Origin of the sequence: Brevundimonas sp. G8, from assembly GCF_902506205.1 — a bacterium.
In the GTDB taxonomy this organism is placed as follows: domain Bacteria; phylum Pseudomonadota; class Alphaproteobacteria; order Caulobacterales; family Caulobacteraceae; genus Brevundimonas.
This window is the reverse complement of record NZ_LR732816.1, coordinates 600,802-619,970: the sequence shown is the minus strand read 5'-3', so window position 1 is coordinate 619,970 and position 19,169 is coordinate 600,802. Positions and strand designations below refer to the sequence as shown.

At 67.5% G+C, this 19,169-nt stretch carries 22 protein-coding genes; 12 read left to right on the top strand and 10 right to left on the bottom strand.

The genetic code is table 11. The annotated features are described in order from the left end of the window. Position 1: 1 nt before the first annotated feature. Positions 2-1,159, bottom strand: coding sequence for an efflux RND transporter periplasmic adaptor subunit (locus CHRYSEO8AT_RS03020; protein ID WP_236547404.1), 1,158 nt, complete (start codon positions 1,157-1,159; stop codon positions 2-4). A 196-nt stretch (positions 1,160-1,355) separates the two neighbouring features. Here CHRYSEO8AT_RS03020 and lepA point away from each other — a divergent pair, with 196 nt between their 5' ends. Further along, positions 1,356-3,164, top strand: coding sequence for a translation elongation factor 4 (lepA, locus tag CHRYSEO8AT_RS03015; protein ID WP_159846063.1), 1,809 nt, complete (start codon positions 1,356-1,358; stop codon positions 3,162-3,164). 178 nt (positions 3,165-3,342) lie between these two features. On the opposite strand, the gene CHRYSEO8AT_RS03010 is transcribed toward lepA, so the two are convergent. Further along, entirely contained in the window at positions 3,343-4,095 is a 753-nt protein-coding gene (locus CHRYSEO8AT_RS03010; RefSeq protein WP_159846060.1) for an SDR family oxidoreductase, read from the bottom strand. A 114-nt stretch (positions 4,096-4,209) separates the two neighbouring features. On the opposite strand from CHRYSEO8AT_RS03010, the gene CHRYSEO8AT_RS03005 reads away from it, so the two are divergent. The 3 genes from CHRYSEO8AT_RS03005 to CHRYSEO8AT_RS02995 all read left to right on the top strand — a co-directional run bounded on the left by CHRYSEO8AT_RS03005 (position 4,210) and on the right by CHRYSEO8AT_RS02995 (position 6,290). Then, entirely contained in the window at positions 4,210-4,614 is a 405-nt protein-coding gene (locus tag CHRYSEO8AT_RS03005) for a helix-turn-helix domain-containing protein (protein WP_159846056.1), read from the top strand. 104 nt (positions 4,615-4,718) lie between these two features. After that, a complete protein-coding gene (locus CHRYSEO8AT_RS03000; RefSeq protein ID WP_201304340.1) occupies positions 4,719-5,237 on the top strand; it encodes a GbsR/MarR family transcriptional regulator in 519 nt (172 codons plus the stop codon). Positions 5,238-5,288: 51 nt separating this feature from the next. Continuing rightward, a complete protein-coding gene (locus CHRYSEO8AT_RS02995) occupies positions 5,289-6,290 on the top strand; it encodes a hypothetical protein (protein ID WP_159846050.1) in 1,002 nt (333 codons plus the stop codon). A gap of 36 nt (positions 6,291-6,326) precedes the next feature. Here CHRYSEO8AT_RS02995 and CHRYSEO8AT_RS02990 read toward each other — a convergent pair whose 3' ends face one another. Next, positions 6,327-6,656, bottom strand: a complete 330-nt coding sequence (locus CHRYSEO8AT_RS02990) for a DUF1491 family protein (protein ID WP_159846047.1) — start codon at positions 6,654-6,656, stop codon at positions 6,327-6,329. Positions 6,657-6,750: 94 nt separating this feature from the next. On the opposite strand from CHRYSEO8AT_RS02990, the gene CHRYSEO8AT_RS02985 reads away from it, so the two are divergent. Both CHRYSEO8AT_RS02985 and CHRYSEO8AT_RS02980 read left to right on the top strand, forming a co-directional pair. After that, complete coding sequence (locus CHRYSEO8AT_RS02985) at positions 6,751-7,572, top strand: hypothetical protein (RefSeq protein ID WP_236547403.1); 822 nt, start codon at positions 6,751-6,753, stop codon at positions 7,570-7,572. Between the two features lie 159 nt (positions 7,573-7,731). Continuing rightward, the gene (locus CHRYSEO8AT_RS02980) at positions 7,732-8,286 is read left to right on the top strand and encodes a hypothetical protein (RefSeq protein WP_159846044.1); all 555 of its coding nucleotides are present in this window, start codon (positions 7,732-7,734) and stop codon (positions 8,284-8,286) included. Positions 8,287-8,302: 16 nt separating this feature from the next. On the opposite strand, the gene CHRYSEO8AT_RS02975 is transcribed toward CHRYSEO8AT_RS02980, so the two are convergent. Beyond that, positions 8,303-10,018 (bottom strand): HAMP domain-containing sensor histidine kinase, encoded by a 1,716-nt coding sequence (locus CHRYSEO8AT_RS02975; protein WP_236547402.1) that lies wholly within the window; start codon positions 10,016-10,018, stop codon positions 8,303-8,305. Positions 10,019-10,178: 160 nt separating this feature from the next. Between CHRYSEO8AT_RS02975 and CHRYSEO8AT_RS02970 the strand changes: the two genes are divergently transcribed. Together CHRYSEO8AT_RS02970 and CHRYSEO8AT_RS02965 are read left to right on the top strand one after the other, a co-directional pair. Further along, complete coding sequence (locus tag CHRYSEO8AT_RS02970) at positions 10,179-10,610, top strand: SufE family protein (protein WP_159846041.1); 432 nt, start codon at positions 10,179-10,181, stop codon at positions 10,608-10,610. A 60-nt stretch (positions 10,611-10,670) separates the two neighbouring features. Further along, positions 10,671-11,339 (top strand): hypothetical protein, encoded by a 669-nt coding sequence (locus tag CHRYSEO8AT_RS02965; RefSeq protein WP_159846038.1) that lies wholly within the window; start codon positions 10,671-10,673, stop codon positions 11,337-11,339. A 4-nt stretch (positions 11,340-11,343) separates the two neighbouring features. Here CHRYSEO8AT_RS02965 and CHRYSEO8AT_RS02960 read toward each other — a convergent pair whose 3' ends face one another. The 3 genes from CHRYSEO8AT_RS02960 to CHRYSEO8AT_RS02950 all read right to left on the bottom strand — a co-directional run bounded on the left by CHRYSEO8AT_RS02960 (position 11,344) and on the right by CHRYSEO8AT_RS02950 (position 13,277). Continuing rightward, positions 11,344-12,084, bottom strand: a complete 741-nt coding sequence (locus tag CHRYSEO8AT_RS02960) for a hypothetical protein (RefSeq protein WP_159846035.1) — start codon at positions 12,082-12,084, stop codon at positions 11,344-11,346. Positions 12,085-12,204: 120 nt separating this feature from the next. Continuing rightward, a complete protein-coding gene (locus CHRYSEO8AT_RS02955; protein ID WP_159846032.1) occupies positions 12,205-12,927 on the bottom strand; it encodes a DUF6456 domain-containing protein in 723 nt (240 codons plus the stop codon). Further along, positions 12,924-13,277 (bottom strand): chromosomal replication initiator DnaA, encoded by a 354-nt coding sequence (locus CHRYSEO8AT_RS02950; RefSeq protein ID WP_159846029.1) that lies wholly within the window; start codon positions 13,275-13,277, stop codon positions 12,924-12,926. The genes CHRYSEO8AT_RS02955 and CHRYSEO8AT_RS02950 overlap by 4 nt, the downstream gene beginning before the upstream one ends. 382 nt (positions 13,278-13,659) lie before the next feature. On the opposite strand from CHRYSEO8AT_RS02950, the gene ctrA reads away from it, so the two are divergent. After that, on the top strand, positions 13,660-14,361 hold the full coding sequence (ctrA, locus tag CHRYSEO8AT_RS02945) for a response regulator transcription factor CtrA (RefSeq protein WP_135193504.1): 702 nt from the start codon (positions 13,660-13,662) through the stop codon (positions 14,359-14,361). A gap of 162 nt (positions 14,362-14,523) precedes the next feature. Next, entirely contained in the window at positions 14,524-14,916 is a 393-nt protein-coding gene (arr, locus tag CHRYSEO8AT_RS02940; RefSeq protein WP_159846024.1) for an NAD(+)--rifampin ADP-ribosyltransferase, read from the top strand. Positions 14,917-14,956: 40 nt separating this feature from the next. Here arr and CHRYSEO8AT_RS02935 read toward each other — a convergent pair whose 3' ends face one another. The 3 genes from CHRYSEO8AT_RS02935 to CHRYSEO8AT_RS02925 form a co-directional block, all read right to left on the bottom strand. Next, entirely contained in the window at positions 14,957-16,321 is a 1,365-nt protein-coding gene (locus CHRYSEO8AT_RS02935) for a serine hydrolase (protein WP_159846021.1), read from the bottom strand. A gap of 86 nt (positions 16,322-16,407) precedes the next feature. After that, positions 16,408-17,724 (bottom strand): cell wall metabolism sensor histidine kinase WalK, encoded by a 1,317-nt coding sequence (locus CHRYSEO8AT_RS02930; protein WP_159846018.1) that lies wholly within the window; start codon positions 17,722-17,724, stop codon positions 16,408-16,410. Beyond that, positions 17,712-18,428 (bottom strand): response regulator, encoded by a 717-nt coding sequence (locus CHRYSEO8AT_RS02925; protein ID WP_159846014.1) that lies wholly within the window; start codon positions 18,426-18,428, stop codon positions 17,712-17,714. Before CHRYSEO8AT_RS02925 ends, CHRYSEO8AT_RS02930 begins: the two co-directional genes overlap by 13 nt. Positions 18,429-18,623: 195 nt before the next feature. Here CHRYSEO8AT_RS02925 and CHRYSEO8AT_RS02920 point away from each other — a divergent pair, with 195 nt between their 5' ends. Both CHRYSEO8AT_RS02920 and CHRYSEO8AT_RS02915 read left to right on the top strand, forming a co-directional pair. After that, positions 18,624-18,824 (top strand): hypothetical protein, encoded by a 201-nt coding sequence (locus CHRYSEO8AT_RS02920; RefSeq protein ID WP_159846011.1) that lies wholly within the window; start codon positions 18,624-18,626, stop codon positions 18,822-18,824. Positions 18,825-18,915: 91 nt separating this feature from the next. Further along, positions 18,916-19,164, top strand: coding sequence for a hypothetical protein (locus CHRYSEO8AT_RS02915; RefSeq protein ID WP_159846008.1), 249 nt, complete (start codon positions 18,916-18,918; stop codon positions 19,162-19,164). The last annotated feature ends 5 nt before the right edge of the window (positions 19,165-19,169 follow it).

Here is a 19,169-nt window from a genome sequence, read left to right as displayed (position 1 = left end):
CCTACTTCTTGGCCGCCGGGGCCGCCGGGGCCGCAGGCTGGGCGGCAGGCGCGGCCTGCGTATTGCCAACAGCCTGGGCCACGTTGACGCGGTCGCCTTCGTTCAAGAAGCCGGCGCCGTCCACGGCGACGCGGACGCCGACGGCGACGCCGCTGACCGCCGTCTGGGCCTCGGTGCGCGACAGAACGGTCACGGGCTGGAAGTGGACCGTGCTGTCGCCGTTGACGACGAAGACGCCCGGCTTGTTCTCGCGATACAGCACCGCGCCGGTCGGCACGGTGGTCGCCGGCTGGTCGCCGACGGCGATGTCGGCGCGGGCGAACATGCCGGGACGAAGTTGGGCGCCGGGCGCCAGCGAGATGCGCGCCAGGCCTAGGCGGGTGGTGGCGTTCACCTCGGGCGTGACGATGCGGACCGATCCGGTCGTCTGACCGGCCTCGCTGGAGGAGACGGTCGCCGACTGTCCGGCGCGGATCAGGGCCAATTCGGTCTCGGGCACCTGGGCGTCCAGTTCCAGCCGGCCGTCACGCACCATGCGGAACAGTTCGGTCCCGGCCGAGATGATCTGACCCTTGGTCACGCTGCGGCTGATGATCAGGCCGCCGACGGGCGCGCGGATGGTGGCCTGCGAAAGCTGGGTCTGGGTCTGGGCCAGGGTCGCGCGCGCGGCCGCCAGATTGGCGTTGGAGGCGCGCTGGTTGGCGAGCGCCGTGTCCAGCGACGCCTGGCTGAGGAAGCCGCGTTCCTTCAGCTGCTGGGCGCGATCCAGCGCGGCGTCGTCACGCGACACATTGGCCTGGGCCAGCTGGACCTGGGCCTGCTGCTGCTGAAGCTGGGCGCGCAGCAGGACGTCGTTCATCTGCACTAGGGGCTGGCCCTGACGGACGTAGGAGCCTTCGTCCACATAGACGGCGACGGCGGTCAGGCCGCCGGTCTCGGCCGCCACCGGCACCTCTTCCCAGGCCGAGACGGTGCCCGATGCGGTCACGGTGCGGTTCAGGTTGGTCTGGGCCACGGTCGCCGCGCTGATGGTCTGGCGCGAGCCGCCGCCGGCCTTTTCGTCCTTCTTTTCGTCGCCATGTCCGCCGCAGCTCGCCAGCAGGAAGGCCGACAGGGCCATGGCGCTGACATTAAAAGCGGTTCGGGTCGTCTTGGACACGGGGGAAATCCTCGGTTGCTGGCGAAGCGGATCGCCGGCTCGCGCCGGTGGGGAAGAAGGCCTGCTGCATACCGCGTCCGCGAGCCGTTCTCAAACGCCGAAACGGTTTATTGCCAAGGCTTAATGTGACGCAAGGCGCGGGCTGGATCGGCCGTGCGGCTGGCCCCCGCCCTCTACGCGTGATAGGGGCGCGCGGATGACGACTCCCCCTATCTCGAACATTCGGAACTTCAGCGTGGTCGCGCACATCGACCATGGCAAGTCGACCCTGTCCGACCGCCTGATCCAGCACACCGGCGGCCTGACCGCGCGCGAGATGTCCGAGCAGGTGCTCGACAACATGGACATCGAGAAGGAACGGGGCATCACCATCAAGGCGCAGACCGTGCGCCTGAACTACCGGGCCAAGGACGGCCAGGACTATGTCCTGAACCTGATGGACACGCCCGGCCACGTGGACTTCGCCTATGAGGTCAGCCGCTCGCTGGCCGCCTGCGAGGGCTCGCTGCTGGTGGTGGACGCCTCGCAAGGCGTCGAGGCCCAGACCCTGGCCAACGTCTATCAGGCCATCGACAACAATCACGAGATCGTCCCGGTCCTGAACAAGGTCGATCTGCCGGCCGCCGAGCCCGAGCGGGTCCGCGCCCAGATCGAGGACGTCATCGGCATCGACGCCTCCGAAGCCGTCCTGTGCAGCGCCAAGTCCGGCATCGGCATCGAGGACGTGCTGGAAGCCATCGTCACCAAACTGCCGGCGCCCAAGGGGGACGTGAACGCGCCGCTGAAGGCCATGCTGGTGGACGCCTGGTACGACCCCTACCTGGGCGTCGTCGTGCTGGTGCGGGTGTTCGACGGCGTGCTGAAGACCGGCATGCGGGTCAAGATGATGCGCAACGGCTCGACCCACCTGATCGACCGCGTCGGCGTCTTCCTGCCCAAGAACACCCCGGTGGACCAGCTCGGCCCCGGCGAGGTCGGCTTCATCACCGCCCAGATCAAGGAAGTGGCCCACGCCGCCGTCGGCGACACCATCACCGATGAAAAGAAGCCGACCGCCGAACCGCTGCGCGGCTTCAAGGAGGTCCAGTCGGTGGTCTTCTGCGGCCTGTTCCCGGTGGACGCCGCCGACTTCGAGGACCTGCGCGCCGCCATCGGCAAGCTGCGCCTGAACGACGCCTCCTTCACCTACGAGATGGAAAGCTCGGCCGCCCTGGGCTTCGGCTTCCGCTGCGGCTTCCTCGGTTTGCTGCACCTGGAGATCATTCAGGAGCGGCTCAGCCGCGAGTTCAACCTCGACCTGATCGCGACGGCGCCGTCGGTGGTCTACAAGATCGGCCTGCGCGACGGGTCTGAACTGGACCTGCACAACCCCGCCGACCTGCCCGACGTGATGCAGATCGAGACCATCTCCGAGCCGTGGATCAAGGCCACCATCCTGACCCCCGACGAATACCTCGGCAGCGTGATCAAGCTGTGTCAGGACCGACGCGGCCAGCAGATCGAACTGTCCTACGTCGGCAGCCGCGCCATGGTGGTCTATGAGCTGCCGCTGAACGAGGTGGTGTTCGACTTCTACGACCGGCTGAAGTCGATCTCGAAGGGATACGCCTCGTTCGACTACGAGATCACCGAGTACAAGGTCGGCGACCTGGTCAAGATGAACATCCTGGTCAACGCCGAGCCGGTGGACGCCCTGTCCATGCTGGTACACCGCGCCCGCGCCGAGACGCGCGGCCGGGGTATGGTCGAGAAGATGAAGGAACTGATCCCGCCCCACCTGTTCGTCATCCCGATCCAGGCGGCCATCGGCGGCAAGATCATCGCCCGCGAGACCGTCCGCGCCCTGCGCAAGGACGTGACCTCCAAATGCTACGGCGGCGACGCCACCCGCAAGAAGAAGCTGCTGGAGAAGCAGAAGGCCGGCAAGAAGAAGATGCGCCAGTTCGGCAAGGTCGAAATCCCGCAGGAAGCCTTCATCGCCGCCCTGAAGATGGACGACGATTGATCTCATAATTTTCCCTCCCCCTGCGGGGGAGGGGGGCTGAGCCGCAGGCGAAGCCGGGTGGGGGCGGCCAGGCGACGGCGCACCGATCTGACTTCAAACGAAATCTGAGATGCCTTGCCTGGCCGCCCCCACCCGGTCGCTGCGCGACCACCCTCCCCGGGACGGGGAGGGAGAGTTTTTACGCGCCGCCGTTCAGACGCTCGAAAACCGCCTCATAGCCATTCACCTCCGCGAACCGCAGCGGCTTGACCCGTTCGACCAGAATCTCGCCGCGCGGGGTCTCGCCGCGTTCGATCAGGCCGATCACCTCGGCCGTATAGTCGGCCAGCGGCATGGAGTTGGGGTTCTCCGCATGGCCCGGCATCAGGTCGGTGGCGACGGCGGGCGGGGCCAGTTCCAGCACCTCGACCGATGTGTCGGCCAGCTGATGCCGCAGGGACTGGGTCCAGGAATGGATCGCCGCCTTGGTGGCGTTGTAGGTCGGGGTCGCCGTCAGCGGGATGAAGGCCAGGCCCGAGGTCACGTTGATCACCGTGGACGCCGCCTGAGCCCGCAGATGCGGCAGCAGCGCCGCCGTCAGGCGGATAGGGCCCAGCAGGTTCGTCGTGACGGTCGCGTCGACCACATCCAGGTCGAACGGTTCGGCCTTCAGGTCTTCGGCCTGCATGATGCCGGCGTTGTTGATCACCACGTTCAGGGCGGGGTGATCGCGCACGACCTGGGCGGCGAAGGCGCGGATCGCGGCCGGATCAGCGACGTCCAGCGCGGCCCAGGCCATGCCCGGATTGGCCTCGACCACCGCTTTCAGCGCGGCTTCGCGGCGGCCGGTGATGACGACCTGGTTTCCGCGTGCGTGCAGGGCCTCGGCCAGTGCGCGGCCGATGCCGGATCCGCCGCCGGTGATCAGGATGGTGTTGCCGGTGGTGTTCATGGGTGTCTCTCCTGACGGGGGTGCGTCATTGCGACAGACGAGGTATGCCTGACGCTCTCCATTGGAAAGTAGGCACTAAAAGTCGCCATACTTACCCGAGCGAAAGATTTGGACATGACGGCCGTTCCGCCTGCAAGAATCGCCCACCCTGAGACTGGCGAGCACGCCGATCCCCGCGTCGAGGCCCTGGTCAACGACGTGATCGGCCGGGTGGCGGACAAGTGGACGATGCTGATCCTGGAGGTCCTGGCCGAACATGGCGAACAGCGCTTCACCCGCGTCGGCGAGTTGGTCGGCGGGATCAGTCAGAAGATGCTGACCCAGACTCTGCGTCAGATGGAGCGCGACGGCCTGGTGGTCCGCACCGTCCACCCGGTCATTCCGCCCAAGGTCGAATACCGCCTGACCGACCTGGGCGTCACCCTGGCCGAAGCCTTCTGCGGCGTCTGGACCTGGGCCGAGAAGAACATCGACCGTATCGAGACGGCGCGGGCCGAGTTCGATGGGCGCAAGGGGTAGGGCGGGGCAGTCGCCCTCTTGACTCAAGACGGTGGTTGTCGTTTATTTCTGTCATGACAGAAACGAACGACAGGCCGCTTCCACTCGCTGTCGAACAGATTGTGTTGCGCTGGGGCGATCTTGGCGGGCAATGGGGGGTCAACCGTTCGGTGGCTCAGATCCAGGCGCTTCTGTATCTCAGCGAACGTCCACTGACGGCCGAGGACATCGCCACGACATTGGGGCTGGCGCGGTCCAACGTTTCGAACAGCCTCAAGGAACTGCTGACCTGGAAGCTGATCCACCGCGTGCCGGTGCTGGGTGATCGTCGGGATCATTATCAGGCGGAAACCGACCTCTGGCAGATGGCCACAAAGGTCGCACAGGGGCGAAAGGCGCGCGAGATCGACCCCATGGTCGTGGCCATCAATGAAGCCGTCGCCGGCGTCGATGCTCATGGATCGGGTGTCAGCCCCGAGGTCCGCGCACGGCTGGAGCGCCTGCAAGGCTTCGTCAACACCGTCGACGGTTGGTATCAACAGATGCTTGGCGTCCCCCCCGACACGCTGATGCGGCTGATCCGCATGGGGTCCAAGGTCGTCGGCCTGCTCAAGTTCGTCGGCCCACGGGATCGCGGGGCCTGATTCATTTACCCTCGGATTTCTCTTATTGCAGAAACAACTGACGAGATTGCCATGACCGAGCAAGACATCCAGGCTGTCAGAACGCGCAATTACCTGCGCAAGCGTCTCCTGTCGGGGTTCGCCCTGGCGCTGGCGATTGCGTTTAGCGCCTTTCTTCTATTCTCGGCGTCCCGAACGGGTTCGATCTGGTTCGCCAGCCTCTGGTTTTTAGCCCTGCTCCCCGCCGCCCTGTGCGCGCTGATCTGCTACATCGGCGATCCGGATCGAACGCGAACGGTCGGTTTCTATTGGCTGATGCCTATCGTCCTGGGCCTCATCGTCTGCCTGGCGTCGTTTTATGTTCTGCATGAGGGCGTCATCTGCATCGTCATGCTGTCGCCCGTCTGGCTTGCAAGCGGCTGGGCAGGCGCATTCGTGATGCGCTCACAGCGTCATCGCCAGGGCCGGACCCTGCAATCCAGCTTCCTGATCATTCCCCTGGTGGCCGCCATGGTCGAGGCGCAGCTACCCACGCCGCATGAAACCGTCTCGCTCAGCCGAACCATCGTGGTCCGCGCCGCCCCCGCGGACATCTGGCCCTATGCCGTGTCCAGCCGCGACATAGGCCACCATGAGGGGCGCTGGACCATCAGCCACAACATGATCGGCATTCCCCGGCCCCGGGAGTCCAGCGTCGTGGGTTCCGGCGTGGGTGCGGTTCGGACGGCCTATTGGGGCGATCACATCAATTTCGAGGAACGGATCGTCACCTGGGCGCCCGGCCGCAAGCTGGGTTGGGACTTCAACTTCACCAACAGCTCGGTTCAGGATTACACGGACAAGCATATTTCGCCGGATGGCGAGTTCCTGAAGATCGATTCCGGCGATTATGTTCTGCGTCCGATCTCACCGGACCTGACCGAAGTGACTCTGACGACCCGGTATGTCGCCAAGACCCACGTCAATCTGTACGCCAAGCTGTGGGGCGAACTGATGATGGGCGATATTCAGGACAATGTGCTGACGATCATCAAGACGCGAGCCGAGCGCGACGCGGCCCTGCGCCGGACCTGAACGCCCGCACATGGGCCAGCCGAGGGCGGGCCAGCGTCAGGCCTGCACCTTCTCCGTGATGAAGTGCCGGCCCTGCCGGTCCTCGATCTCGACCACCCAAAGATCCGGGTCATACCCCCGCTGGCGGGCGATGTAGGCGTCCAGTTCGCTTTCGCTGTCGCTTGTCACCGGCTGGATCCACAGGCGATCGCCGTCGGTTCCGAAGGCCTCGGTGTAGAGGCGGGCGGTGCGGGTGGAGGTGTCATAGGCCTTGACGATGACCGAGCCGGCGCGCTCGTCGCCCTTCTTGACCACGGTCGCATAGGCGCCCTCGATCTGGGCGCGGCGGATCAGGGCGCTGACCCACAGGTCGCTGGAAAGAAGCAATTCGCTAACCCTGCTCGAACACGGAACCCCAACCCTGGCGGGCTAGGGTTGGCTCATGAGGATAGGCCTTTCCCCCCGGCGCGCCAGAGCCTTGATGTCCGCCGTGCTGATCGCGGCGACGCCCGTGGTCGCGCTCGCCGCGCCGCAGGACCGCTTCTATGAGCGCAGCTTCGTGCTGGCCGCCAACGACCGCTGCGGCCTGTTCGACCCGCAACTGACCGCCGCCCTGACCGCCGCCGCCTATCAGGCGCGGGGCGCGGCTCTGCGTGCGGGCGCCAACGACCGGCAGCTGGCCGAGACGGCGCAGCGGGCGCGGGCGCGGGCGGGATCGACGCCGTGCGGTTCCGCCGATCTGAAGACGGTCAGCGGCCGGGTCCAGACCGCCTTTTCCGGCTGGTCGCGCGTGACGAAGATGGAGTTTCCCGGCGAGCGCCGGCGCTGGAGCGCGGACCGCGCCGCCTACGCCCGCCCGACCTGGCGGCTGATGCAGGCGACCGTGACCGGCGCCTCGCCCGTGCGGTTCGGAGTCGTGGGCGGCATGGACCGGCCGGATCAACTGGCGGCCGTCGTGTCCTGGCAGGGGAGGTCGCGTCCGACCGGGGTGCGGGTGGTGATGCGCGACCATACGGTGGCGCCGCGTCCGTGGCTGGCGCACGACCTGCCGCCGGTCGCCCAGCGCCGCGCCTTCTGGGCCGCCGGGGTGACCAGCGCGGACGCCATGCTGCTGTCTGAAGGCCGTCCGGCCGGTCAGGCCTGGCTGTTCCCCGCCGCCGCCGCCGACAGCCTGTCGGCGCTGGACCCGCGCGAGGTCTTCACCGTCGAATTCCTGTTCCGCGACGGCAGCATCGCCCGCTCCACCTTCGAGGCCGGGGATTTCGCGGCGGGTCGGGCCTTCCTGGCGATGGGGCAGGTTTAAGGGGCAGCTTTTGTGAGCTTATGGTCAGTTAAACCACCACCCCGTCTCGCCCTTCTGACTGCCGGACTGATCTGGGCTGGCTCCGCTTCTTCATCTTTGGCCTGTATTGCTGAGACAGACCTTGCGCCTAGAAACGTGGCGACAGCGGATTTGGTCGCTGTGGGTGATATCACCGCTTATAAGCCTATTTCGTCGCCATTGTTCGATGAGACAAAGCAACGATGGCTGGAAGCTACCGACCTTGGGTGGCTCAAGAGACGGGAGTTGATGCAAAGCCACGACTATGCCCTCGTGTCATTCACCGTCAAAGAGCGGCTATCGGGCCGGTCGCCTCGCCGCCTAGTCTTTATCCTTGAAGAAAATGGCTATCCCATACCGCCAAGAATGAGCGGCGAGCACCTCGTCGTTTTGGATAATCCGGACAAGTTCGATAGGGAGGCTGATTACCCGGGTAAGGGGCTTTACTCGGTGGCAGGGTTCTCTTGTAGCTCTTCAATCCTATTTGCCAGCAATGGTCCTGCAGCCAATCAAGTCAGAGGCTTCCTTGGGATTGCTCCCGTCCCTGAGGGGCCGCCATCGACGCGTTGGTCCCGACGGTTATCCGCCTGGCTTGATATCTTGTGGCTGCTGCGGCCTGAGATCGCTGTCGGTCTAGGTATGGCGGTGATCGTCTCCGGTCTGCTGGTTCTGAGGCGACGCCTGCGACGCAACTGATTTCAAAGCGAAACCGTCAGGCCTCGACCATAACCGGCGTCGCCTCGGCGACCGTCTCGCTCTTATCCACCACCATCACCGGCAGCCGGATCATCACCGCCGCGCCTTCGCCCAGGGTGCTGTCGATGGTCATGCGGCCGCCGTGCAGTTCGGTGAGGCTGCGGACCAGGGACAGGCCCAGGCCGGTGCCTTGCGCCTTTTGATCCGCGCCGCCGGCCTGTTCGAAGGGGCGGCCCAGGCGTTTGAGGTCTTGCGGCGCGATGCCGACGCCGGTGTCGGACACGGCGAGGTCCAGGTCGGGGCCGTCCGCGTCCAGGGTTATGGTGACCGAGCCGCCGGCGGGGGTGAACTTGACCGCATTGGACAGCAGGTTCAGCGCCATCTGCTTCAGGGCGCGGGCGTCGGCGCGGACTTTGACCGGCTCGGACGGCAGGACGGCGGCCAGGTCCACGCCCTTGTCGTCGGCCTGGAGCCGGACCAGGGCGACAGCGGCGGACACGGCGTCGCGGGCGTCGAACGCCTCCATGACCAGCTGGTAGCGTTCGGCCTCGATCTTGGACAGGTCCAGCACGTCGTTGATCAGGTCCAGCAGGTGGCCGCCCGCCTGGTGGATGGCGTCGGCGTAGCCGGCGTAGCGTTCGGGCAGGGGGCCGAACAGCTTCTGGCGCATGATGTCGGCGAACCCGATGACGGCGTTCAGGGGGGTGCGCAGCTCGTGGCTCATGTTGGCCAGGAAGCGGGTCTTGCCGGCGGACTGGGCCTCGGCCTCGACGCGGGCGGTCTCAAGGCCGAGTTCGCGGGCGAACTGGGCCGTGCCGTCGAAGGCCTGGGCGATCAGGCGGGGCCGGTCGCCGTCGTTGTGGAACGGCCCCAGGATCATGACCACGCGCCGATCCAGAGCGATGCGCGGGGTGAACTGAACCTCGATCTGCTGACCCGACAGGGCGCGGGCAAGCGCAGCGGACACGGCCGGACGATCGGGCGCATGGACGGCCGAGATCAGCCCCTGCTCGCTGAGCGCCAGCACCGACAGGGCGGGCGGCGGATTGCCCCAGGTCGCTACGGCGCGGCCGGACGGATCGAGCAGCAGGGTCAGGGCCGGCTGGTCTTCCAGCAGGGCGGCGATGCGGGCGGCCTGTCCTTCCGCGTCGGCCAGGCGGCTTTGACGCTCGCTCCAGGTCAGGCGCATGGCGGCGATGATGGCGCCCATGGCCAGCAGGCCTGAGACGGCCGCCAGCAGGGGGCCTTGCGCCTCCGGCCCGTTCAGCCAGGTCGAGATCAGGCCCGCCAGCAGCGGCAGGACCACGGCGAAGGCGCCCAGCCGCGTCAGCCGGTCGGCGCCTATCCTGCCATGATCCAGGGCGATCCCGGCGGCCAGAGGCATCAGGATCAGCCCCGGCAAGGCCCCGGTCGCGCCGCCCGTCAGCCCCGCCGAGGCGGTGGCGGCCAGCAGCCAGCCGGCCATGGTCGCGAACCGCAGGCCCGCAGTGTCGCGCACCATCAGCACCACGCCGAAGATGCCGGGGAAGGCCATGATCAGGAGAGCCGCCAGAGGCGCGTCCTTCAGCCCGTCAAGCATCTGGGCCGCCAGGGCCGTCAGGCTGATCGCCACAGCCCATATGGCGTGCCACAAAGCCACAAGGGGGGCCACCAGCGGCGCGCCAGGCATCGGGTCGCGCGACGTCGATTGGCGTCGGTCGTCCTGAGGTCTGGGGTTGGCGTCGGTTTTCAAGCAGCGGGCCGTTGTTCTGTCTGCATCCAGACTAGTCCTCGCCTTGAGTCGGAGCGAGGCCGCTCCCCCGTAAGGCGAACCCCATGGCGGCGTTCACCATGAATATCGGGGGACAAAACGGCCGGTTGTCGTTAACGGCCCGGCAGCCTATCTGGCGGCCATGAGCGCGCGCACCCTTCCGACCGAGACGATTGACCAGACCCTGGCCGAGCTGGCCGAGGATTTCGACCTGTTGGGCGATTGGGAGCAGCGGATCGAATATGTGATCGAACTGGGCAAGGGGCTGGCGCCGCTGGACGACGCCGGGCGGATCGAGGCCAACAAGGTGCCGGGCTGCGCGGCCCAGGTCTGGTTGGCGACGACGCCTGCGGACGGGCGGCTGTGGTTCGCCGCCGACAGCGACAGCGCCCTGTCCAAGGGCAATATCGCCCTGCTGCTGAAACTGTATTCCGGCCGCACCCCGGCCGAGATCCTGGCCTTCGACGCCCGCGCGGCGCTGGACCGGCTGGGCCTGCCGTCGGCCCTGACGCGTCAGCGCGCCAATGGTTTGAACAGCATGGTCGGGCGTATCCGCGAGGCCGCGCTGGCGTAACGGCCTTGCCACCGGCGTCCCGACGACCCACCATCGCGGGGTGTGGACGAGGGACGCGGAATGGACCTGCTGAAGATCCTGCGCAGTTTCGAGGAGTTTCTCTTCGAGGCCGTCAGCTGGCTGGTCTTCTATCCCCTGACCCTGTGGCGGATCGTGCGCGGGCCGCTTGCGGCGATGGACTATTCGGACCGCGAACAGGGCGACAGCGAGGAGCATCGTTACGACGACGCGCTGAGCCCGCCCTTGTTCCTGCTGGCCACCATCGTCCTGGCCAATCTGATCTCGTTGGCCCTGCACGTGCCGCCGCCGCCCGAAACCTCGACGGTGACCCGGACCCTGCTCGCCTCGCAACAGAACCTGGTCCTGTTCCGCTCCCTGGCCTTCAGCCTGATCCCCCTGGTCGCCGCCGTGACCCTGCTGCGTCATCAGAAGAAGCGGATCAGCCGCGAGACCCTGCGCGCGCCCTTCTATGCGCAATGCTATCTGGCGGCCGTCTGCGCCGCCTCCGTTTCGGCGGGCGGGGCCATCTTCCAAAGGCCGGACCTGCCCAACGTCGTGGGGGCCGCAATCATGATCGGCGGCGCTGGCTGGTTCCTGTTCGTCCAGGCGCACTGGTTCGCGCGGCGACTGAACGTGTCCACGGCCAAGGGCGCCGGCATCGCGGTCTGGGCCATGGTCCGCGCGATGATCTATCTGTTCGCGATCCTGACCCCGATCGCCCTGATCTGAAGCCTCAGAACGGGTCCATCGACCGCACGTCGCCGGAGGCCGAGACGGTGCAGCGCGAGCGATAGGATCCCGTCGCCATCGTCAGTTCGAAATCGCCGCGCCCCAGGTCGCGCACGCCGATGGGCACGCTGGAGCCATAGGGGCGGTTCTGGAACTCGTCGGCGCGACGCGAGCAGGCCTGGCGCGCGGCATAGGGGGCGTTCTGCATCCATCCGCTGTTGGCATGGCGGCGGTTTTGACCCTCGCCCTCGCCGGCCAGGAAGCCTTCGTGATAGCCCTCGGTCTCGTGGTTGGCGTCGTAGTCGGCGCCGTGCAGGGCGGCCTCGTAGCCGCGCTGATATTCCCGGTCGTGGTCGGCGTCGGCGTCGCGGTGATGGCTGTTGTGGGCGGCGATGGCGGCGGCTAGGCCGACGATGGCGACCCCGGCCGCGATGGCCGTCGCGTTCGACCGATCCGATCCGCCCGAGCCGCACTCGCTGCGGCCCGCCTGGTTGATCGAGGCGTAGCGGCCGTCGCGGGTGACGATGGCCACGCAGTCGTTGCCGTTGCGCCAATAGGTCATGCGGCCGTCGCCGACGACCTCGGACCGATCCGTGGCCTGATAGCCGCGACGGTTCAGCTCGCCCTCGGCCTGACCGGCGCGGGCGCCGACCATGTCCCTGAGCGCAGAGGGCGTCTGGGCCGCCGCCGGCAGCGCTGTCGCCAGCATCAGGGTGGACAGGGCGCAGGCCAGGGGGCGGGACATGGGGAGATCTCCGTGTGTCGGGACAACCCCCGAACGATGCCACAGCGCCTTTGGTTTCGAAAATCCTCGTTACGGTTAAGCGCAGATTTTCTGGGTGCAATCTGTGCACTTCGTCTCAAATCATCCGATCCCATAATGGTCCGCCAAGGCCTGCAGCGCCTGTTTCAGCACCGTCTTGCCCTGGCGGCGACGCAGGCCCAGGCCGGTTTCGGCCAAGTTGAGACTGTCGCCGTGGATGCAGATGCGGGTCAGGATGGGGCGCAGGCGCGGGCCGACGGCGGTGAGCGCGCCCTCGACCCGGCGGGCGGCCGACAGGGCGCGGTCGGTCGGCTCCATCCGCGCGGAGGTTCCCGATCCGCTGTGGGGCAGGGCGTCCCAGCGCATGGTCAGCGACGGGCCCTTCATCGCCTGTTCGGCCTCGCGACGCAGACGCTCGCCGGCGGCGGCCTCGGTCGGGGTCAGCCAGGGCCGGCCCGACGCATCCTTGCGCCGCGCCAGCCAGGCGATGGGGCTTTCGCCCAGATTGGCGCGGTGGCGAACGATGCGCCCGTCGGCCTGGATCAGGTCGCGCTCGCCCGCGACGAAACCGGGGCGGCCGGGGGGAGGGGGCGCCGCTTCGTCCGCCGTCGTTCGGGCGGTCCAGCCGCCGCCCGGCCGGGCGCGCAGGCCCGGCTGATCGACCAAGGCGCGGAACTCGACCTCGGTCAGGGTCAGGCTGATACGGCTGCGGCGATCCGCCGACAGGCGCAGCGCATAGACGCCTCCACTCCCCGGGCCGTCGGCGCCCAGCCAGGCGCCGGGTCGCGTCATCAAGCCGCGCGCGCGTTCCAGAAGGCGGCTCATTGGACCAGGTCCAGGCGCGGGGTCTGGTACAGGCCCTGGATACAGGTCTCCAGCTCGTTCAGCAGGTCGTCGATATTGCGCCGTTCACGCTCGTCCTCGACCCAGCGGCAGGCGGTCCCGACGCTGGCGCGGTTGACGCCGAAGACGTGGCTGACCCGCTCCAGCGTCCAGCCGAAGGCCACGTGCGACAGATACATGGCCAGCCAGCGCGGCCGGGCGGTGCGCGGGTTCATCCGACCCCCGCCGATCATCTGCGACGGCTGCGCGCCCGTGCGTGCCGCGACCAGATGGATGGCCAGCCCCGCCTTCACCCGGTCCTCCTCGCTGACCGGCACCCTGTAGTCCTCCATGGCGAAACCCTCCCGCTCTCGAAATCGATGACGACAGCATAGAGGGCCGCCGACCTTGAGATAGGAATAAAGTCCTACTGCACGTCAAAACCGGACGTGACGCCTTGCCCGCCTTGAGGTTGTGCAGGCGACGATGTGGTCGATGTCGGCTGATTGAGGGCGAGAGGCGACCAGGCTGCGCGACGTCGGCCGGCGCAACATGGTTAATAAATTTCGAATCGTTGACTCCGGCCACTCGACGGCGATTCGCAAATCAGCCTAGATTCGACTCAATCGGATGGCGTTAACCCTTCTTAAGGTTTTCACGTCTTAACTTGCGAACAAGGTTACCCGGACGTTCGTCAGGGTGGTTACCGCAAAGCTTTTGCCTGGAGGGGCACGTATGCGCGTCCTGTTGATTGAAGACGATCACGCAACCGCCCAAAGCATCGAACTGATGCTGAAGTCGGAAGGCTTCAACGTCTATACGACGGACCTGGGTGAAGAAGGCATCGATCTGGGCAAGATCTATGACTACGATCTCATTCTGCTTGACCTGAACCTGCCGGACATGAGCGGCCTGGAAGTCCTGCGCCAGCTGCGCGTCGGCAAGGTCAACACCCCGGTCATGATCCTGTCGGGCAGCCACGAGATCGAAACCAAGGTCAAGACCTTCGGCGGCGGCGCCGACGACTACATGACCAAGCCTTTCCACAAGGACGAGCTGATCGCGCGCACCCACGCCGTGGTCCGTCGCTCCAAGGGTCACGCCCAGGCGATCATCCACACCGGCGAGATCGCCGTGAACCTGGACGCCAAGACGGTCGAGGTGAACGGTCACCGCGTCCACCTGACGGGCAAGGAATACCAGATGCTGGAGCTGCTCTCGCTCCGCAAGGGCACGACCCTGACCAAGGAAATGTTCCTGAACCACCTGTACGGCGGCATGGACGAGCCCGAGCTGAAGATCATCGACGTCTTCATCTGCAAGCTGCGCAAGAAGCTGGCCACCGCCGCCGACGGCAAACACTACATCGAAACCGTCTGGGGCCGCGGCTATGTGCTGCGCGACCCGTCCGAGAGCGTCGTCACCGTCGCCGCCTGATCGGTCTTCGATCCGCTGAATTCGAAACGCCCGCCGGCGACGGCGGGCGTTTTGCGTTTCGGCCTCTGCACTAAACTGGCGACGATATTCTTGCGTTCAAGAATGGGCAGTCGGGTTTTTCTGCGCATCATGCGAGGCCCTGAAACCTCGTAAGGGCGACCCATGGAACGCGGCTATTTTCACGGCACGAAGGCCGATCTGAAGACCGGCGACCTGATCGCCGCCGGCTACGCCTCCAACTTCGGGGCCGGCAAGGCGAACCCGTGGGTCTATCTGGCAGGGACGCTGGAGGCCGCGATCTGGGGCGCGGAGCTGGCGCAAGGGGAGGGGCGCGAGCGCATCTATGTCGTCGTCCCGACCGGCGAGATCATCGACGACCCCAATCTGACCGACAAGAAATTTCCCGGCAACCCGACCCAGTCCTACCGCTCGCGCGAGCCCTTGCGGATCGTGGGCGAGGTGGTGGGCTGGCAATGTCATCCGGCCGAACAGCTGGCTGCCATGCGGGCCATGGTGGCGAAGGCGAAGGCCGAGGGGATCGAGGCCATCGACTGACGACGGGGCGGCGCGCGAACGCCGACGCCGCCTCCGATCCTCATTGGCGCTTGGCGGGCATATTGCGGCCGCCCTGATGCAAGACCAGACCCTCGACGGCGCCGGCTGTGTCGCGTGTGAAGGTGATCTGGGCGTCGATGGCGGTCAGGAAGAAGGCGTCCTCGGCCTCGGCCGTTAGGGCGAAGGCCGGCTGGCCGGTGGCCTGGGCCATCAGCTTGCCGTCCACGACCGAGATCGTCAGGGCGAAGGTCGGGGCCAGATTGTAGACGCCCTCATAAGCCTTCAGCACGTCGGGCGAGAGGGCGACGGCGCGGCGTTCGCTGGGCAGGGTGACGGTCCCGCCGCGCGCCAGGGTGACCAGGGCGGCGCCCAGCTTGTCCGGCGCCTCGCCGTTCAGATTGCCCAGGACGATGACGGCGGTTCGGTCGCCCGGATCATAGGCCATATAGGTGTTGAAGCCCTCGATGGCGCCATTGTGCCAGACCAGCTTTTTGCCGTCGGCCTCGGAAACCATCAGCCCCATGGCGTAGCCGTTTCGGACGGGCGTGGTCAGGGCGGTGATCGACTGGGGGTTCAGCACCCGCCCGCCGAACAGGCCCTGCTCCCACTTCAGCAGGTCGTGGGTGGTCGAATACAGGGCGCCGGCGCCGGTCGGTATGCTCATGTCCACATAGTCGGCATTGACGACGCCGGACGCGCCCGGCGCATAGCCGGAGGCGCGGCGGGGCAGGATGGCGTCGTGGCGGTCATAGCCGCTGTCGGTCATGCCCAGCGGGGCGAACAGATTGGCGGTGACGAAATCGGCGTAGGTCTGGCCGCTCGCCGCCTCGACGATGGCGCTGAGCAGAACATAGCCCGAGTTGGAATAGGCGAACCGCGTGCCTGGCGCGAAGTCCAGCGGCCGGTCGCTGAACCGGGCGATCAGCCCGGCCGTGGTCGCTGGCTGCGTCTTCAACGCCTCATAGTCGTCGAAGGCGGTGAAGTTGGGGATGCCGGCCGTGTGGCTGAGCAGATGGCGCGTCGTCACCGCGTCCCAGGCGGCCGGCGCCTCGGGCAGCCAGGTCTTGATCGGCGCATCCAGATCGACCTTGCCCTGTTGGTTCAGCAGCATGATCGCGACGGCGGTGAACTGTTTGGTCAGCGAGCCGAGCCGGAATTTGGTGTCGCCGTCGTTGGGGATGTTCCATTCCCGATTGGCCAGGCCATAGCCCTGATCCAGCAGGATGCGCCCATCGCGCGCGACCAGGACGGCGCCGGAAAAGGCGTCGGCGTCGCTGGAGGCGCGGACCACTTGATCCATGCGCGCGACATCCTGGGCCGCGACGGGACCGACCGCAAACACCAGCGCGCTGAAGGCGACCAACAGGACCGCGCTGCGACGACGGGCGGGAAGGAACTGGGGCAAGGGCGGTCTCCTGGAGCGCGTCACGGTGACGCTTTCAGGGAGAGGCGTCGAGCCGGCTTTCTGGATGCAGGCTCGGTGGATTTTTGTCAGGTCTCGAACGTCAACGTCGCCTCAAGCCCGCCGCCGTTCGCATTGGCCAGGGTCAGCTGGGCGCCCGCGCGGTCGGCCATGCGGCGGGCGATGGTCAGGCCCAGGCCCGTGCCGCCGCTGTCGCGTGAGCGCGAGGGGTCCAGGCGGTAGAAGGGCTCGAACAGGTTCTCCAACTGTTCCGGGGCGACGCCGGGGCCATGGTCGCGCACGATCAGACGGATGGTCCGCTCGTGCTGGATGGCGCTGACGGCCGCGTCGCCTCCGTGGCGCACGGCGTTGTCGATCAGATTGGTCAGGCAGCGACGCAGGGCCTGGGGCCGGGTGGGGACGACGGCGTTGCAGCCCTGAGTGAAGGCGACGGGCTGGCCCGCCTCGGCGGCGTCCTCGCAGATGGCGGACAGCAAAGCGTCCAGATCGACCGGCGTCACGGCCTCGGCCGTGGTCTCCATGCGGGCCAGGTCCAGCCCCTCGCGGACCAGATGCTGCATCCCCGCCAGGTCGGCGACGAACTGGGCGCGCAGGCGCTCGTCCTCGATCTTCTCGACGCGCAGCCGCATCCGGGTCAGGGGCGTCTGCAGGTCGTGGGCGACGGCGGCCAGGACGCGGGTGCGGTCCTCGATCATGGTCTTTAGCCGGGTCTGCATGGCGTTCAGGGCGGCGGCGGCCTGGCGCACCTCGCGCGCGCCCTCCTCGACCAGGGGCGGGCGGTCCAGGTCGTGGCTGAGGGCGACGGCGCCTTGGGACAGGCGGTTCAGCGGCCCGGCGGCCAGACGCGACGCCATCCAGCCGGTCAGCAGAACGGCGGCCAGACCGGCGAACAGCAGGGCGGCGGCCTCGCGGCTGAGCGACCAGGGGCGCGGGGCGGGCGGCAGGCTGATGGCGACCGGCGTGGGGGCGCCGTTTTCGGGGCTGAGCACCAGGATGCGACAGCGCAGGTGATCGCCCGCCGCCCCGCAGGCGCGGCTGGACGCCTCATAGGCCTTGACCGAGACCCCATCGACGCCACGCCGCTTCAGGGCCTCGGCGACCGCATGGGTCAGGGACGGGTCGGGCGCGCCCAGCCTCTGGCCCGCAGCGTCCGGCAGACCGTCGGTCAGGCTGGCGGCGGGATCGTCGCTGGATCCGGCCAAGTCCACGATCCGCTCGGCGGTGGTGAAGTCATGGGCCTGGGACAGGCGATGGCGATGATTGAGGCCCAGGGCGGCGAAGGTCACCCCGGCCGCCAGGAGGGCGCCGACGAGCAGCAGCAGGAACAGCCGCGTGGTCTCGGCCTCGGCCCGGCCGTGCGTCAGGCGCGCCCCTAAGCGCGCCATGTGACGGGCCCCACCAGCATATAGCCCAGGCTGCGCACTGTGCGGATCAGAGCCGGGGCTTTGGCGTCGTCGCCCAGTTTTTGGCGCAGGCGGCTGACCCTCAGATCAATGGCGCGGTCGTCGGCGTCGGCGACGGTGGACAGGGCGCGGATCCGCTCGCGCGACAGGGGCTTGCCGCCGTTCCTGACCAGGGCGTGCAGCAGGTCGAAATCGGCGCCCGACAGCGGGGCCAGCCGCCCGTCCGGCGCGGTCAGGGCCCGCGCGGCGATATCCAGCGACCAGTTCGAGAAGTCGGCGTGACGGCCCTCCATCGCCGTCGCCTCGCCTCCCGTGCGACGCAGCACGGTGCGGATGCGCGCCACCAGTTCGCGCGGCTCGAACGGCTTGGCCATATAGTCGTCGGCGCCCATCTCCAGCCCCACGATCCGGTCGATGGGATCGCCGCGCGCCGTCAGGATGATGACCGGCGTGCGCGAGACGGCGCGGATGCCGCGACACAGGGACAGACCGTCCTCGTCCGGCAGATTCAGGTCCAGCACCACCAGATCGATAGGCCCGGCCTCCAGCGCCGCCTTCATGGCCCGGCCGTCGGCGGCCTTCACCGTGCGAAACCCGTGCTGCTCCAGATGCTCGGACAGCAGGTTGCGGATGTCGCGGTCGTCGTCGACGACCAGAAGGACAGGGGCGGCGGAGGTCTGGGACATTGGCGTTCGGCGAGCGGTGGGAAGCGCGACCTGTCGTCCCGTCTCATGGCCAAAGCGCGGCGGATACAGTCGGACACAAATCTGTTCGCGCCCGACACGCGGCGACACCGACCGGCCCCGAACCGGCCGGATGGCGGGCCGAAACAGTGACTGTCCGACACGAGGCCGGACGCTGAAAACACAGAAAGACCCGCCATGAAGTCCTTGCGTTCCACCGCCGCTTTCGGCGCCGCCGCCCTGGTGATCCTGACCAGCGGCGCCGCGTTCGCCGGCACGCCTTCGGCCCCGTCGTCGGGTTCTCACGCCCGCCCCGCCGCCTCCGCCCGTGCGCATTCGCACCGCCAGGTCAGCCACGCCCGTCATCACCGGGCGATGACCCCCGCCAAGAAGAAGTAGGCCCGACGCCTATGACGTCCCTGCCGGTTTCCCCCGGCCGGCAGGACCCCGACCGCTCTGAACATTTGAACCTCAAACGAAAGACATCGACATGAAAACCCTCCGCACCGCCGCAGCCGTTTCCGCCGTCGCCATCGCCGCCCTGACCAGCGGCGCAGCCTTCGCCGGCACGACCCCGGCGCCCTCGACCGCCATGACCGCGCGTCCCGCCGCGACCGCCTCGGTCACGACGCCCGCGCCGTCGGCCCGTGCGCCGCGTGCGCATCGTCGTGGTCATCAAGCCCAGGCTCGGACTTCGGTCCAGGCTCCGGCGACCGTGACCGCCAAGCCCAAGAAGTAAGCCGA

Excerpts from the sequence above, each read along its gene's own strand:
- lepA (WP_159846063.1), top strand. The coding sequence starts at position 1,356 with ATGACGACTCCCCCTATCTCGAACATTCGGAACTTCAGCGTGGTCGCG.
- CHRYSEO8AT_RS03010 (WP_159846060.1), bottom strand. The coding sequence starts at position 4,095 with ATGAACACCACCGGCAACACCATCCTGATCACCGGCGGCGGATCCGGC.
- CHRYSEO8AT_RS03005 (WP_159846056.1), top strand. The coding sequence starts at position 4,210 with ATGACGGCCGTTCCGCCTGCAAGAATCGCCCACCCTGAGACTGGCGAG.
- CHRYSEO8AT_RS02995 (WP_159846050.1), top strand. The coding sequence starts at position 5,289 with ATGACCGAGCAAGACATCCAGGCTGTCAGAACGCGCAATTACCTGCGC.
- CHRYSEO8AT_RS02985 (WP_236547403.1), top strand. The coding sequence starts at position 6,751 with ATGTCCGCCGTGCTGATCGCGGCGACGCCCGTGGTCGCGCTCGCCGCG.
- CHRYSEO8AT_RS02970 (WP_159846041.1), top strand. The coding sequence starts at position 10,179 with ATGAGCGCGCGCACCCTTCCGACCGAGACGATTGACCAGACCCTGGCC.
- CHRYSEO8AT_RS02965 (WP_159846038.1), top strand. The coding sequence starts at position 10,671 with ATGGACCTGCTGAAGATCCTGCGCAGTTTCGAGGAGTTTCTCTTCGAG.
- CHRYSEO8AT_RS02960 (WP_159846035.1), bottom strand. The coding sequence starts at position 12,084 with ATGTCCCGCCCCCTGGCCTGCGCCCTGTCCACCCTGATGCTGGCGACA.
- CHRYSEO8AT_RS02955 (WP_159846032.1), bottom strand. The coding sequence starts at position 12,927 with ATGAGCCGCCTTCTGGAACGCGCGCGCGGCTTGATGACGCGACCCGGC.
- CHRYSEO8AT_RS02950 (WP_159846029.1), bottom strand. The coding sequence starts at position 13,277 with ATGGAGGACTACAGGGTGCCGGTCAGCGAGGAGGACCGGGTGAAGGCG.
- ctrA (WP_135193504.1), top strand. The coding sequence starts at position 13,660 with ATGCGCGTCCTGTTGATTGAAGACGATCACGCAACCGCCCAAAGCATC.
- arr (WP_159846024.1), top strand. The coding sequence starts at position 14,524 with ATGGAACGCGGCTATTTTCACGGCACGAAGGCCGATCTGAAGACCGGC.
- CHRYSEO8AT_RS02930 (WP_159846018.1), bottom strand. The coding sequence starts at position 17,724 with ATGGCGCGCTTAGGGGCGCGCCTGACGCACGGCCGGGCCGAGGCCGAG.
- CHRYSEO8AT_RS02925 (WP_159846014.1), bottom strand. The coding sequence starts at position 18,428 with ATGTCCCAGACCTCCGCCGCCCCTGTCCTTCTGGTCGTCGACGACGAC.
- CHRYSEO8AT_RS02920 (WP_159846011.1), top strand. The coding sequence starts at position 18,624 with ATGAAGTCCTTGCGTTCCACCGCCGCTTTCGGCGCCGCCGCCCTGGTG.
- CHRYSEO8AT_RS02915 (WP_159846008.1), top strand. The coding sequence starts at position 18,916 with ATGAAAACCCTCCGCACCGCCGCAGCCGTTTCCGCCGTCGCCATCGCC.